The organism is Martelella alba (assembly GCF_005217455.1).
Lineage (GTDB): Bacteria > Pseudomonadota > Gammaproteobacteria > Enterobacterales > Enterobacteriaceae > Acerihabitans.
The window spans coordinates 74,706-89,006 of record NZ_SZPQ01000003.1 but is presented as its reverse complement, the minus strand read 5'-3'; the positions used below and the strand labels follow the sequence as shown (position 1 = coordinate 89,006).

The window sequence follows — 14,301 nt, the reverse complement described above, 5'->3', positions numbered from 1 at the left end:
GGAGTTGCAATCCATGGAATTATCCGCACTGACCGCCGTTTCCCCCATAGACGGCCGATACGGCGACAAAGTCGGCCCCTTGCGCGGGATTTTTAGTGAATACGGTCTATTGAAATACCGCGTCCTGGTGGAAGTACGTTGGCTGCAAAAGCTGGCGGCCTGCGCTGAAATCAGCGAAGTCCCGCCGTTCGACGCGCAGGCCGGCGCCTTCCTCGACGCCCTGGCGGCGGATTTCAGCGAGCAGGACGCCGCGCGGATTAAAACCATTGAGCGCACCACCAATCACGACGTCAAGGCGGTGGAGTATTTTCTGAAAGAACGCATCGCCGCGGTGCCGGCGCTGCATGCCGTCGCCGAATTCATTCACTTCGCCTGCACGTCCGAGGACATCAACAATTTGTCTTACGCGCTGATGCTGCAAAACGCGCGCCGGGACGTGATATTGCCGTTCTGGCGACGGATAATCGACGATATCAAGGCCCTGGCGGCCGGCTATCGGGATATCCCGCTGCTGTCGCGCACCCATGGACAGCCGGCCACGCCTTCCACCGTCGGCAAAGAGATGGCCAACGTGGCCTATCGCATGGAGCGTCAGTATAAGCAATTGTCGGATGTGGAAATTCTTGGGAAAATCAACGGAGCGGTCGGCAACTATAATGCCCATATGGTGGCCTACCCCAATGTGGACTGGCATCGTTTCAGCGAAGAATTCGTCACCTCCCTCGGCATCGGCTGGAACCCCTATACCACCCAGATTGAACCCCATGACTATATCGCCGAGCTGTTCGACTGCCTGGCCCGCTTCAATACCATCCTTATCGATTTCGACCGCGATGTCTGGGGCTATATTGCCCTGAACCACTTCCGGCAGCGTACAGTGGCCGGCGAGATCGGTTCGTCCACCATGCCCCACAAGGTCAACCCCATCGATTTCGAGAATTCCGAAGGCAATCTGGGCATGGCCAACGCCATCATGGGACATCTGGCCGGCAAGCTGCCGATATCACGCTGGCAGCGGGATCTCACCGATTCCACCGTGCTGCGCAACCTCGGCGTGGGCATCGGCTACGCGCTGATAGCCTATCAGGCAGCGCTTAAGGGCATCAGCAAACTGGAGGTGAACCGCGAGCACTTGCTGGCCGAACTGGATCAGAACTGGGAAGTGCTGGCCGAGCCGATTCAAACCGTGATGCGTCGCTACGGTATCGAAAAACCCTATGAAAAGCTCAAGGAATTGACCCGGGGGAAACGGGTCGATGCCGCCGGTATCCGGGTGTTCATTGACGGTTTGCCGCTGCCCGAGGAAGAAAAAAACCGGCTCAAGGCCCTGACGCCGGCCAGCTACATCGGCCGGGCCGTCGCCCTGGCGGATGAACTGAAGTCGGAGTGACCCAAAGGGCGCCTCGGTAACGGCCGCTTTGGTTAATGCTCTGTTTATCTGTAGTTTAGCCGTGCTCTGGGATACTCTAGCGAAAGACGGCAAGTTTGCTCAGGGGATGGCTTTTACAGGTACACAGCGGCGGGCTCCTGCAGATGCGTTGCCGGCGCTTTAACTTAGGAGTTGCGATGCGAGTTCTGGTTATCGAAGACAATTCTCTTCTTCGTCATCACCTGACGGTACAAATGCGTGAAATGGGCCATCAGGTTGATGCTGCCGCTGACGCCAGAGAAGCGGATTATTTTTTACATGAGCATCCACCCGATATCGCCATTGTCGATCTGGGCTTGCCCGACGAGGACGGCCTCAGTCTCATCCGCCGCTGGCGGTCTCACCAGGTAAAAATCCCAATCCTGGTTCTTACCGCCCGAGAAGGTTGGCAAGATAAAGTCACCGTGCTGGAAGCCGGTGCGGACGACTATGTCACCAAACCTTTTCATCTGGAGGAGGTCGTCGCCAGAATGCAGGCGCTCATGCGCCGCAACAGCGGGCTGGCATCGCAGGTCATCACGCTGCCGCCTTTTCAGATCGATTTGTCTCGGCGGGAACTGATGATCAATAACGAGCATATCAAGCTGACCGCCTTCGAATACACCATCATTGAAACCCTGATTCGCAACGCGGGAAAGGTCGTCAGCAAAGACTCGCTCATGTTGCAGTTGTATCCCGATGCCGAATTGCGGGAAAGTCATACCATAGATGTGTTGATGGGGCGCCTGCGCAAGAAGATGCAGGCCGATTATCCGTATGAGGTCATAACAACGGTACGTGGACAGGGCTACCGCTTCGATGTCAGCTAAGTCATATGGCTCATTTCCCTTATTATCATAAAAAGCCTTTCTCGCTTCGGGTCCGTTTCCTTCTGGCCACAGCCTGCGTCGTGTTGGCCTTGTCGCTCTGTTACGGTATGGTGGCGGTCATCGGCTATAGCGTGAGTTTCGATAAAACCTCGTTTCGGTTACTGCGGGGCGAAAGCAATCTGTTTTTTAGCCTGGCGCAATGGAACGACAATCGATTGACCATTGCCGTGCCGCCCAACATTGATATCAATTTCGCCGCGCTGGTATTGATCTATGATGACAAGGGCCACATTCTTTGGCGGCAGCGCTATGTTCCCGCGCTGGAATCCCGGCTCAAGCCGGAGTGGCTGCAAAAAACCGGCTATTTCGAACTGGATACCGACACGCGCACCAGCAGCGCCGTGCTCGGCGACAATCCCAGCGCGCAGAACCGCCTGAAGGATTTTGACAGCAGCGACAGCAATGCCCTGACCCATTCCGTCGCGGTCAACCGCTACCCGGCCACCGAGCGGTTGCCGCCCCTGACCATCGTTGTGGTCGACACTATTCCGCACGAGCTGCAACGCACGGATTTAGTGTGGGAGTGGTTCAGCTATGTCCTGCTGGCCAACTTGCTCCTGGTCGTGCCGCTGTTATGGCTGGCGGCACACTGGAGTCTGCGCCCCATTAAGGATCTGGTGCAGCAAGTGCGGGAACTGGAAGGCGGCGAACGGGATCGCCTGGACGAAAACCCGCCACGGGAATTGGGCATTCTGGTACGCAATCTGAATATCCTGCTTAACAATGAGCGCCAGCGTTACCAGAAATACCGCTCCACCCTCTCTGATCTCACGCACAGCCTCAAAACGCCACTGGCGGTGCTACAGACTACCCTGCGCTCACTGCGCACGGGACGCGAAAACAATATTGAGCAAGTGGAACCCATCATGCTTGAACAGATAAGCCGTATCTCCCAGCAGATCGGTTATTATCTCCATCGCGCCAGCGTCCATTCGGATCACAATGTCCTGAGCCGCGAGCTGCATTCGGTACCAGCCCTGCTGGACAGCCTGTGTTCAGCCCTGAACAAGGTCTATCAGCGTAAAGGCGTGTCAATCACGCTGGATATCTCCCCCGAACTGACGTTCATCGGCGAGAAAAATGATTTTATGGAAGTCATGGGCAATATTCTCGACAACGCGTGCAAATACTGCCTGGAGTTCGTCGAAATTACCGCCCGCGCCAATGAAAACGAACTGCATCTGCTTATTGGCGACGATGGCCCCGGAATCCCGGCCTCCAAGCGCGAGTTGATTTTCCAACGCGGCCAGCGCGCCGATACCTTGAGGCCCGGACAAGGACTGGGTTTGTCCGTGGCGGCGGAAATTCTCGAACAATATGACGGCGACATCGTCGTGGGAGAAAGTACCCTGGGCGGCGCCCTGGTGGAAGTCATCTTCAAGCGCCAGCAGGGTTACCAGGACGATTGACGCCAACCCATTATTCTCCACTGCCGCAACGTGAGGTATGGCGGATATACGCCATGGTCCGGCGATAACCGGATCAGTTCTGGAAATACCAATAACCGCTATTGATAAGGGTTGTCAGTAACGCCAGAAACGACGGATCCTCCAGCGCGCCATGCAACTGGTTAGCCGAAACCTGGTAATCCCGGGCCAGTGCCGCCAAAGCTTCCGGTCGATCAGTGACGATGGGTTCGCCATTGACATAATACCTCGCGCCGACTTTGAGTACCCGTAACCCGCCCAACCGTAGCAGGCTCTCGCCTTGTTGCAGTAAATCAAAGACCTCGCCCGGTTGGTAAGGAGGTTCGGGGGGCGCCAGGTCCAGCTCGTGGCGTGATTGGGAAATAAATTCGCCAAACCATTGATTGAACTGTTCCGGTTGGGCTATTAACTCTATCATCATCGCACGCAAGCGGTCGATTTCCGCCGGCAGTATTTCGGCCGGCTCAGCACGGGACGCGATTTGGGGGTCGGTGTATCGTAAACCGCCCAACTCCTGGGCCAGCAGATAATCGGCGAAACCGCTTATCAGTTCACGGCTGTTCGGCGCCCGGAAACCAACGGAATAATTTAAGGCGTTTTCCCGGGAGTAGCCTTCGTGGGGAAAGCCGGGGGGGATGTAAAGGAGATCGCCGGGCTCCATTTCTTCATCGATAATGGCTTTAAACGGATCCACTTGCAGCAGATCGGGATGGGGGCAATGCTGTTTCAGCGGTTTTTTTTCACCGACCCGCCAATGTCGTCGCCCGACACCCTGGATGATGAAAACATCGTACTGATCGACGTGCGGACCCACGCCGCCCCCCGGCACGGCGAAAGACACCATCAGGTCATCAATGCGCCAGTCAGGTAATTGACGAAACGACCGCAGCAGCGCGGCGGAAGGTTCATGCCAGTGATCGACCCCCTGAACCAGCAGCGACCAGTCATTTTCCGCCAGATGGTCAAAGCTGGCGAATGGCCCGTGGCTGACCTCCCATCGGCCTTTGTTATGGCTTACCAGGCGGCTTTCGACTTCGGTTTCCATGGCAAGCCCGGCCAGTTCATCCGGTGAAAGCGGATCTTTGAAGTTTTTAAAAGCGCGTTTGATGATAACCGGTTGTTGTTGCCAGTAACGCTGTAAGAAATCTGGCCAGTCGATATCGAGTTGGTAATCCATAGCCTGTTTTCTACCGAAAAGGACCCAAGGGGGAGTCTATACTCGTCATACTTCATGTTGCCTCTTTGAAGGGGGGATCCGCTCCCGACGAATGTGTCGCCCACTTACCGCCGCGATGCAACCCGAAGTAGATAGAGTATAACGGAAGAGGGGGGCACCGGCGGGGTATTTTATCAGGTGCGCCGTAAAACCCCGACCTCCAGGACGGGGAGGATGTCAACGACTCGTCATCGACCACGTCGCGGCGCGACAGTCAGCGGGACTTGGCAATACCGTCTTACGATTTTTGAACCAAATTTTTCGCCCTTAACGCATTCAACTCGGCGATACGCATGATAACCTGCACCGCCTGTTCCATGCCGTCCTGGGATGCGAATTCATGCTTGCCATGATAGTTATAGCCGCCGGTGAACAGGTTTGGACAGGGCAACCCGCGAAACGACAACTGTGCGCCGTCGGTACCGCCGCGAATGGGCTTCATCACCGGTTCAATGCCGTTATCCCGCATGGCCTGCTGGGCCAGCTCGATGACATGGGGGAATTTCGCCACCTTGTCATGCATATTGTAATAGCTGTCTTCAATCGTCAGCTCAATATAGCAATCCGGCCGCAGTCCTTTGCCCACCTCCTCGGCCACATTCAGCATAAACTGCTTGCGGGCCGCGAAACGCTGCTTGTCAAAATCTCGCACGATGTAATGCATCTCCGCCCGATCGACATTGCCCTTCAAGCTGTTGAGATGGTAAAACCCTTCATATCCCTCGGTGGTTTCCGGGGTTTCATTGACCGGCATCTTCTGGTGAAAGCGGGTCGCCAGCGTCAGGGCGTTGACCATCACCCCTTTGGCGGTACCGGGATGCACATTATTGCCGACAATTTTCACCAGTACCGACGCGGCGTTGAAATTCTCGAACTCCAGTTCGCCGATGCCGCCGCCGTCCATGGTATAAGCCCATTCAGCGCCGAAATGCGCCACGTCAAAATACTGCGCCCCCTTGCCAACCTCTTCATCCGGCGTAAAGGCAATACGAATATCGCCATGAGGGATTTGTTTGCCCTTAAGCCGCACCATGGCGGTGACTATTTCGGCGATACCGGCCTTGTCGTCGGCGCCCAGCAGGGTTTTACCGTCGGTGGTGATAAGGGTATGACCCAGCAGCTGGTGCAAAACGGGAAACATGACCGGCGACAAGATTTCATCGCCGTTGCCAAGGGCGATATCCCCGCCGCGGTATTTCTCCACGATTTGCGGATTGACATGCTTACCGCTGAAGTCCGGCGCGGTGTCCATATGGGAAATAAACCCGATAGCCGGCACTTTCCAGGCCACATTGGACGGCAAGGTCGCCATCAGGCAGCCGTGCTCGCTGAGCGTCACCTGCTCGAAACCCAGCGATTTCAGCTCCTCTTCCAAGGCGCGGGCCAGTTTCCATTGCCCCTCGGTACTGGGCACCTGCTTGACGCCCGGCTTGGACTGGGTATCGTGGGAAACGTAATTTAAAAATCGATCGAGTAATTTATCCATGTCATCCGCCTGTCAGGTCTCGGATATCTATTATGGGTAGCGTCGATTCGGCAAATATTGTGTCAGGTCATTTTTCGCTGTTTTGGCAAAGAAAAAAAGCCGCCACATTCTCCCCTGATGTCTCTCGCCCTGCCACGAAGGATTCAACGGCCTTTATCCCCGCTGTTTCACCAGCCCCTCGAGAAATCGTGTCACATAAGCGGGAACGCATTCGCTGGCCGGGCCGTAACAGTGCTCCTCGAATTGGCTTTCCACCTGACTGGGCTCCAGATTCAGCTCCACGGTTCTGGCGCCGTGCAAACGCGCTTCGTGGACAAAACCGGCGGCCGGATAGACGTGACCGGACGTGCCGATTGCCAGGAAATAGTCCGCGCGGGCCAGCGCCGCATAAATGTCATCCATCCCCAGCGGCATTTCGCCGAACCAGACCACATGCGGACGCAACACCGCCGGAAACTGGCAACAATGGCAGCGATCGTTTTCAGTGACGTCGCCGGTCCACTCGATGATCTGGCCGCTTTGCACGCAACGCACCTTGAGCAGTTCGCCGTGCATGTGAATGATGCGCCGGTTGCCGGCCCGTTCATGCAAATTGTCGATATTCTGCGTCACCAGCAGAAAATGATCGCCCAGTGCCTGCTCCAGTTCCGCCAAGGCGCGATGAGCGGCGTTGGGTTCGACGCCCGGTTGTTGCAATTGCCGGCGACGGGCATTGTAAAATGCCTGCACCAGTTGCGGGTCGCGCTGAAAACCTTCCGGCGTGGCCACATCCTCCACCCGATGCTCCTCCCAAAGACCGTCGGCGGCTCGGAACGTCCTGATACCCGATTCAGCGGAGATCCCCGCCCCGGTTAAAACGACAACATAAGGTTTTTTCATTTTGGTGATCGCCATAAAATCCCGATGAAAAATAGCCGATCGCAACCGTTGTTGCCTGATCCGTTTATTTTTACGAAAGCGGATTAATCGACGATGTTTACGCATGCCGCTGCTTCCTTAATGCCAATCTACTGACCACTGAGTACCCGCGCCGGATCGATGCGACTGGCGCGCCGGGCCGGGTACCAGCTCGCCAGCAGACTGAGCAGCAACGCGGTACAGAGCACCACGGCCACATCCAGCCAATGCAGTTCGGTGGGCAGAAAATCGATATAATAAATATCGCCGGAAAGCAACTTGTGGCCCAACACATGTTCAATACCCTTTATCAACGCGGTTAAATTCAACGCCACCGCCACGCCGACCACCACACCGCTGACGCTGCCGGTCAGACCCGCCAGCAAACCGTACCAGATAAAAATAGCACGGGTCAGCCGGTCTTTAGCCCCCAAGGTGCGCAAGATGGCGATATCCTCGCTCTTATCTTTTACCGCCATGACCAGTGTGGAGACAATGTTGAAACAGGCAACGCCTATAACCAGTACCATCGCCAGGTACATAATCGCCCGGATCATCTGGATATCGCGATACATATAACCGTAGGTGCCGATCCAACTGCGGATATAAACATAACTGCGGGTGACCTCGCCGGCATCCCGCACCAGCTTGTTGGCGATAAAGGGATTGTCCACCTTGATGGCGATACCGCCGATGTCCTGGCCCATATCCAGGTAAGACTGCGCGTCGGCCAGCGGCACCATGGCGAAGCTATGGTCAAGCTGGCCGCTAAGCGCCAGGATCCCGCTGACCTGCAAACGGATCCGTTTAGGCTCCAGCAGTTTCTTTTGCGGATCGCTATTGGGGATCATGATAGTCAACCAGTCGCCCCGTTTGACATTCAGCGCCTGCGCCACGCCCTGACCAATGATAACCTGGTGTTTGCCGGCGGCGAAGGTCGCCCAGGCGCCATCTTGCACAAATTTCGGCAAAGCGCTCAGGCGGGATTCCTGTTGCGGATTCACCCCTCGAACTTCCACGGCCTTGAGTTTATCATCCCGCTCAATGAGTCCGGTGAAATTAACGTAAGGCGCCGCCGCCACGATACCCGGCACTTTTTCAATCCGGGCCAGAATAGCCGGCCAGTCGGTAAACGGCGGATTAACCGGGGAGATCTCCCCGTGAGGCACCACCGCCAGAATCCGGTTATTCAGCTCGCGCTCGAAACCGTTCATGGCGGACAGGCCGATAATCAATACCGCCACCCCCAGCGCGATACCGATGGTGGAGATAACCGAAATCAGCGACACCATTCCGCCGCGCCGCCGCCCCCGGCTAAAACGCAGCGCTATCTGCAATGAAAGCGGCACGCCAATCATGCCTGCGCTCCCAGTAAATCGCCGTCCGTCCACAATTTCCCATCGCGCATTTCCAGTTGCCGGTTAAGCCGCCGCGCCAGATGCAAATCATGGGTGACCACCAGAAACGCCGTCCCCTGACGCATATTCAGCTCGCCCAGCAATTCAAAAATACTGTCGGCGGTACGTTGATCCAGATTGCCGGTGGGTTCATCCGCCAGTACCAGCGCCGGATGGTTCACCAACGCCCGGGCGATGGCCACCCGCTGGCGCTCGCCGCCGGACAATTCGGCGGGGCGGTGTCTGCCGCGTTTTTCCAGGCCCACCGACGCCAACATGTCGTGCGCCGCCTCGCTGGCCTGTTGCGGCTGGACGCCGCCTATCAGCAACGGCATGGCGACATTTTCCAGAGCGGTAAAATCAGGCAGTAAATGATGGAACTGATAGATAAACCCCAGACGGCGGTTGCGGACTTCCGCCCGGGCTTGCGACGACAGGTCGCCAAGCCGGCGTCCCTCGAAAATCACCTCGCCGGCGGTGGGCTGATCCAGACCGCCGAGCAAATGCAGCAAAGTGCTTTTTCCTGAGCCGGAACTGCCGACTATCGCCATCATCTCGCCGGTTCGCAGCGAAAAGGTCACGTCGCGCAGGACGTCGGTGAACAGATGGCCTTCCTGGTAACGCTTGCTCAATTGGTTACACTGCAATAAAAGTTCATGATTATTCATAGCGTAAAGCCTCAGCGGGATGAACGGCGGCCGCGCGCCAGGAAGGATACAGCGTGGATAACAGCGCCACCGCCATCGCCGCCACGGCGATAACGGAGACCTGCAAAGGATCGATTGCCACCGGCAGGGCCGCGCCGTCGAGAAAGCTGCCAATCACCGGCAACAAATTATTCAACTGCCCGGCCAGCAGCACGCCCAGGCCGGTCCCCAGCAGCGCGCCGATAATGCCGGCCCCGGCCCCCTGTACCATAAACACCAGCATCACCTGCCGGCGGGTCAAGCCGAGCGTTTGCAAAATCGCCACCTCGCCTTGTTTTTCCATCACCAGCAAACTCAGCGACGTGATGATATTGAACGCCGCCACCGCCACAATAAGACTCAGCAGCAAACCCATCATGTTTTTTTCCATGCGCACCGCCTGAAACAGCTCGCCCTGGCGCTCCCGCCAGTCTTTCCACTCCGTGCCGGGCGGTAATGGCTGCCGGCTGACGGTGTCCACCTCCAGCGGCTTGTTCAGCCACAAACGCCAACCGGTGATATTGCCCAGCGGATAGCGCATCAGGCGGGAAGCGTCTTGCTGGTTAACCAACAATTCGTATCCGTCCACCTCGCTGTTGGCGGCGAACGTGCCGGCGACGGTAAACAACCGTTGGCTGGGAATACGGCCCATGGGCGTGAACTGGCTGGCGCCCGGCACCATCACGCGCACCGGGTCGCCGCGTTTGACGCCCAGTTGGCTGGCGAGCTGCTCGCCCAAAATCACTTGATAACCACCCGGTTGCAGCGCATCCATGCCGACATTGGACAGATAACGGGCCAGAGGCTCCGGATCGCCGGGGTTGACGCCCAACATAACGCCTACCGCCACGCTACGGGCGCTTTGCAATACCACATCGCCAGTGGTCAAGGGGGCCACTTGCCTTACGCCGGAAAGTCTTTCTGGCACCGAGGCGGGAATACGTTTAGGATCCAGCGAACCCTGAGGGGTGGTAAGCAGCGCCTGCGGCATAACCCCGAGAATGTTATTCTCCAGTTCGCGCTCAAAACCGTTCATCACCGAAAGCACGGTCACCAGCGCCATGACGCCGAGAGTAATGCCGATGGTGGAAAGCCAGGAGACGAAACGCCCGAATCGGTCCGATGCCCGTCCGCGCATGTAGCGCAGGCCGATATATAATGCGACAGGTTGATACATGGAATTCCGTTTGGATGCGGTTGCCAAAGCAAAGTGATCAAGGATAATAAAGTGTCGTGCCGTTTAAGGGAACCATTAACCATCGCCGAAACCGGCTTTTATTCTTGTCTGGTCGCCGAACATACGCCATCATGCCTGGCGCGCAACCGCTTCGCCACAGGCCGTGCTGAAAAGGCCGTCAAACGCAAGAGAAGAGATCTGACCACTGTTTATGTCCGAACACTATCGTTATAACTTACCCGCACGCCCCGGTGAGCGGCGAGTACTGGGCCAGTTGACCGGCGCCGCCTGCGCGGTGGAGTGCGCCGCCATTGCCGAACGCTATGCCGGTCCCGTCATGCTCATCGCCCCCGATATGCAAAACGCCCTGCGTCTGCATGACGAAATCCGCCAGTTTACCCGTCAGCCGGTCATTACCCTGCCCGACTGGGAAACCCTGCCTTACGACAATTTTTCCCCGCATCAGGAAATTATTTCCGATCGGTTATCCACGCTCTATCAATTACCGGGCATGGAACGCGGGATCATTATCCTGCCGATCAACACACTGATGCAACGGGTATGCCCCCATTCGTTTCTCCACGGCCATGCCCTGGTGATGAAAAAGGGCCAGCGCCTATCGCGCGACAGACTGCGCGGGCAGTTAGAACAGGCCGGCTACCGGGCCGTTGACCAGGTGCTGGAGCATGGGGAATTCGCCACCCGGGGCGCCCTGCTCGATTTGTATCCCATGGGGAGCGAGGAGCCCTACCGGATCGATTTTTTTGACGACGAGATAGATAGCCTGCGAATTTTTGACGTGGACAGTCAGCGAACACTGCAAGAAGTTGCGCGAATAGATCTGCTGCCGGCCCATGAATTTCCCACCGATAAGGCCGCCATTGAACTGTTTCGCAGCCAATGGCGTGAGTTATTCGAAGTCCGGCGCGACGCGGAAAACATTTATCAGCAGGTCAGTAAAGGCACGCTGCCGGCCGGTATTGAGTACTGGCAGCCGCTATTTTTCAGCGAACCGCTGCCGGCGCTGTTTAGTTATCTGCCGGCCAATACCCTGCTTATCAATACCGGCGACCTGGACACCGGCGCCCAGCGGTTCTGGCAGGACATCTGCCAACGTTATGAAAGCCGCGGCGTCGACCCGATGCGGCCGCTAATGGCGCCGGAAACGCTGTGGCTGCGGGTCGATGACCTGTTTGGCGAGCTGAAAGCCTGGCCGCGGGTTCAGATGACCGGCGAGGCGCTGGCCGACAAATCGCTGAATGTCAATTTGGATTACCAGGTCCTGCCCGATCTGGCGGTGGATGCCCAGAGCAAGGCGCCGCTGGACAAATTGCGCCGGTTTTGCGAGCAGTTCGACGGCCGGATCGTGTTTTCAGTGGAAAGCGAGGGCCGGCGGGAAACGCTGCAGGAGTTATTGGCCCGCATTAAACTGGGCCCCCGCCTGATAGACAGGCTTGACAAGGCCGAACAAGCCGGCAGCTATCTCATCATCGGCGCCAGCGAGCGCGGCTTTATCGATAACTACCACGGCATTGCCCTTATCTGCGAAGGGGATCTGCTGGGGGAACGGGTCAGCCGCAGGCGTCAGGACAACCGTCGGACCATCAATGCCGATACGCTTATCCGCAACCTGGCGGAACTGCGCCCAGGCCAGCCGGTGGTGCATCTGGAACACGGCGTGGGTCGCTATGCCGGCATGACAACCCTGGAAGCCGGCGGCATTAAGGCGGAATACCTGATTTTGAATTATGCCGGCGATGACAAACTGTATGTGCCGGTTTCCTCGCTGCATCTGATAAGCCGCTATGCCGGGGGTACGGAAGAAAACGCGCCGTTGCACAAACTTGGCGGCGATGCCTGGACCCGCGCCCGCCAAAAAGCGGCGGAGCGGGTACGCGATGTCGCGGCCGAACTGCTGGATATCTATGCCCAGAGAGCGGCCAAAGTAGGCTTCGCCTTTCGGCACAACCGCGAGAATTACCAACTCTTTTGCGAGGGTTTTCCTTTCGAACCCACCCCCGATCAGGCTCAGGCCATCAACGCCGTGCTTGGTGACATGTGTCGACCGCTGGCCATGGATCGCCTGGTGTGCGGCGATGTGGGGTTCGGCAAAACCGAAGTGGCGATGCGAGCCGCGTTTCTGGCCATTGAAAACCACAAGCAGGTGGCGGTACTGGTACCCACGACTCTGCTGGCGCAGCAGCATTTCGATAATTTCCGCGATCGCTTCGCCAATTGGCCGGTGCGCATCGAGATGATTTCGCGGTTTCGCAGCGCCAAAGATCAAGCCCAGGTGCTGGAAGACACCGCCGAGGGCAAGGTGGATATCCTGATAGGCACGCATAAACTCTTGCAAAACGATATCCGCTGGCGCGATCTCGGCCTGCTCATCGTGGACGAGGAACACCGTTTCGGCGTGCGCCACAAAGAGCGCATCAAGGCAATGCGCGCCGACGTGGATATCCTGACCCTGACCGCCACGCCCATCCCGCGTACCTTGAATATGGCAATGAGCGGCATGCGCGATTTGTCGATTATCGCCACGCCGCCGGCTCGCCGTTTGGCGGTGAAGACCTTTGTCCGCGAATACGATAGCCTGGTGGTACGCGAGGCTATCCTGCGCGAAGTGTTGCGCGGCGGCCAGGTCTATTATCTGTATAATGATGTGGAAAATATCGAAAAGGCCGCCCGCCGCCTACAGGATTTGGTGCCGGAGGCCCGTATCGCCATTGGTCACGGCCAAATGCGCGAGCGGGACCTGGAACGGGTGATGAACGATTTCCACCACCAGCGTTTCAATGTGCTGGTCTGCACCACCATTATCGAAACCGGCATTGATATCGCCAATGCCAATACCATTATTATCGAACGGGCCGATCATTTCGGCCTGGCGCAGTTGCATCAATTGCGCGGACGGGTCGGGCGTTCCCACCATCAGGCTTATGCCTATTTGCTGACGCCGCCGCCCAAGGCCATGAGCCAGGATGCGCACAAACGGCTGGAGGCCATAGCCTCCCTGGAGGATTTGGGCGCCGGTTTCGCCCTGGCGACCCATGATCTGGAAATCCGCGGCGCCGGCGAACTGCTTGGAGAAGACCAAAGCGGCCAGATGGAAACCGTCGGGTTTTCGCTGTATATGGAACTATTGGAAAGCGCGGTGGATGCGCTGAAAGCCGGCCGGGAACCTTCGCTGGAAGATCTGACCAACCAGCAAACCGATGTCGAGCTGCGCATGCCCGCCCTGCTGCCGGAAGATTTTATCCCGGACGTCAATACGCGCCTGTCGTTTTATAAGCGTATCGCCAGCGCTCGGGATGAGCGGGAAATCGAGGAACTGAAAGTGGAGCTTATCGACCGTTTCGGCCGACTGCCCGACCCGGCCCGGCATCTGCTGGATATCGCGGTATTACGGCAGTTGGCCCGCACACTTGGCATCAAACGCATTGAGGGCAATGAAAAAGGCGGCTTCCTGGAATTCAGCGAGAAAAACCGCGTGGATCCCGGCTATCTTATCGGCTTGTTGCAGCAGGATCCCAGAACCTACCGCCTTGATGGGCCGACTCGGTTGAAATTCGTCAAGCCGTTGTCCGAGCGGCCCGCCCGCCTTGAGTCCATTCGCCAATTGCTGGAAGACTTACACAGGCATTGCCTGCCGGCCTGAGGATAGCGCGCCGAGGCGCGGCCGTTACGGTTGGCGGACGTTCGCCCGTTTCGCCG

General features: G+C 57.4%; 10 protein-coding genes. 4 read left to right on the top strand and 6 right to left on the bottom strand.

The window, feature by feature from the left end:
* Positions 1 to 13 precede the first annotated feature (13 nt).
* From purB to phoQ, 3 genes are all read left to right on the top strand, one after another.
* On the top strand, positions 14 to 1,390 hold the full coding sequence (gene purB / locus FCN80_RS04560; RefSeq protein ID WP_136988719.1) for an adenylosuccinate lyase: 1,377 nt from the start codon (positions 14 to 16) through the stop codon (positions 1,388 to 1,390).
* A 176-nt stretch (positions 1,391 to 1,566) separates the two neighbouring features.
* Positions 1,567 to 2,238, top strand: coding sequence for a two-component system response regulator PhoP (gene phoP / locus FCN80_RS04555; RefSeq protein ID WP_136988718.1), 672 nt, complete (start codon positions 1,567 to 1,569; stop codon positions 2,236 to 2,238).
* Positions 2,239 to 2,243: 5 nt separating this feature from the next.
* Entirely contained in the window at positions 2,244 to 3,707 is a 1,464-nt protein-coding gene (gene phoQ / locus FCN80_RS04550) for a two-component system sensor histidine kinase PhoQ (protein WP_136988717.1), read from the top strand.
* 73 nt (positions 3,708 to 3,780) lie between these two features.
* Here phoQ and FCN80_RS04545 read toward each other — a convergent pair whose 3' ends face one another.
* The 6 genes from FCN80_RS04545 to lolC form a co-directional block, all read right to left on the bottom strand.
* Positions 3,781 to 4,902 (bottom strand): ribosomal protein uL16 3-hydroxylase, encoded by a 1,122-nt coding sequence (locus tag FCN80_RS04545; protein WP_136988716.1) that lies wholly within the window; start codon positions 4,900 to 4,902, stop codon positions 3,781 to 3,783.
* 277 nt (positions 4,903 to 5,179) lie between these two features.
* The gene (gene pepT / locus FCN80_RS04540) at positions 5,180 to 6,427 is read right to left on the bottom strand and encodes a peptidase T (protein ID WP_136988715.1); all 1,248 of its coding nucleotides are present in this window, start codon (positions 6,425 to 6,427) and stop codon (positions 5,180 to 5,182) included.
* A gap of 153 nt (positions 6,428 to 6,580) precedes the next feature.
* The gene (gene cobB, locus FCN80_RS04535; RefSeq protein ID WP_136988714.1) at positions 6,581 to 7,411 is read right to left on the bottom strand and encodes a Sir2 family NAD+-dependent deacetylase; all 831 of its coding nucleotides are present in this window, start codon (positions 7,409 to 7,411) and stop codon (positions 6,581 to 6,583) included.
* 23 nt (positions 7,412 to 7,434) lie between these two features.
* Positions 7,435 to 8,682, bottom strand: coding sequence for a lipoprotein-releasing ABC transporter permease subunit LolE (gene lolE / locus FCN80_RS04530; protein WP_230492477.1), 1,248 nt, complete (start codon positions 8,680 to 8,682; stop codon positions 7,435 to 7,437).
* Positions 8,679 to 9,389, bottom strand: a complete 711-nt coding sequence (lolD, locus tag FCN80_RS04525; protein WP_136988713.1) for a lipoprotein-releasing ABC transporter ATP-binding protein LolD — start codon at positions 9,387 to 9,389, stop codon at positions 8,679 to 8,681. Before lolD ends, lolE begins: the two co-directional genes overlap by 4 nt.
* Positions 9,382 to 10,584 (bottom strand): lipoprotein-releasing ABC transporter permease subunit LolC, encoded by a 1,203-nt coding sequence (lolC, locus tag FCN80_RS04520; protein ID WP_136988712.1) that lies wholly within the window; start codon positions 10,582 to 10,584, stop codon positions 9,382 to 9,384. Before lolC ends, lolD begins: the two co-directional genes overlap by 8 nt.
* Before the next feature lie 211 nt (positions 10,585 to 10,795).
* Between lolC and mfd the strand changes: the two genes are divergently transcribed.
* Entirely contained in the window at positions 10,796 to 14,245 is a 3,450-nt protein-coding gene (gene mfd / locus FCN80_RS04515; RefSeq protein WP_136988711.1) for a transcription-repair coupling factor, read from the top strand.
* Positions 14,246 to 14,301: the final 56 nt, after the last annotated feature.

What these genes read in the sequence shown, in the direction of transcription:
- purB (WP_136988719.1), top strand. Translation starts at nt 14, where the DNA reads ATGGAATTATCCGCACTGACCGCCGTTTCCCCCATAGACGGCCGATAC.
- phoP (WP_136988718.1), top strand. Translation starts at nt 1,567, where the DNA reads ATGCGAGTTCTGGTTATCGAAGACAATTCTCTTCTTCGTCATCACCTG.
- phoQ (WP_136988717.1), top strand. Translation starts at nt 2,244, where the DNA reads ATGGCTCATTTCCCTTATTATCATAAAAAGCCTTTCTCGCTTCGGGTC.
- FCN80_RS04545 (WP_136988716.1), bottom strand. Translation starts at nt 4,902, where the DNA reads ATGGATTACCAACTCGATATCGACTGGCCAGATTTCTTACAGCGTTAC.
- pepT (WP_136988715.1), bottom strand. Translation starts at nt 6,427, where the DNA reads ATGGATAAATTACTCGATCGATTTTTAAATTACGTTTCCCACGATACC.
- cobB (WP_136988714.1), bottom strand. Translation starts at nt 7,411, where the DNA reads ATGCGTAAACATCGTCGATTAATCCGCTTTCGTAAAAATAAACGGATC.
- lolE (WP_230492477.1), bottom strand. Translation starts at nt 8,682, where the DNA reads ATGATTGGCGTGCCGCTTTCATTGCAGATAGCGCTGCGTTTTAGCCGG.
- lolD (WP_136988713.1), bottom strand. Translation starts at nt 9,389, where the DNA reads ATGAATAATCATGAACTTTTATTGCAGTGTAACCAATTGAGCAAGCGT.
- lolC (WP_136988712.1), bottom strand. Translation starts at nt 10,584, where the DNA reads ATGTATCAACCTGTCGCATTATATATCGGCCTGCGCTACATGCGCGGA.
- mfd (WP_136988711.1), top strand. Translation starts at nt 10,796, where the DNA reads ATGTCCGAACACTATCGTTATAACTTACCCGCACGCCCCGGTGAGCGG.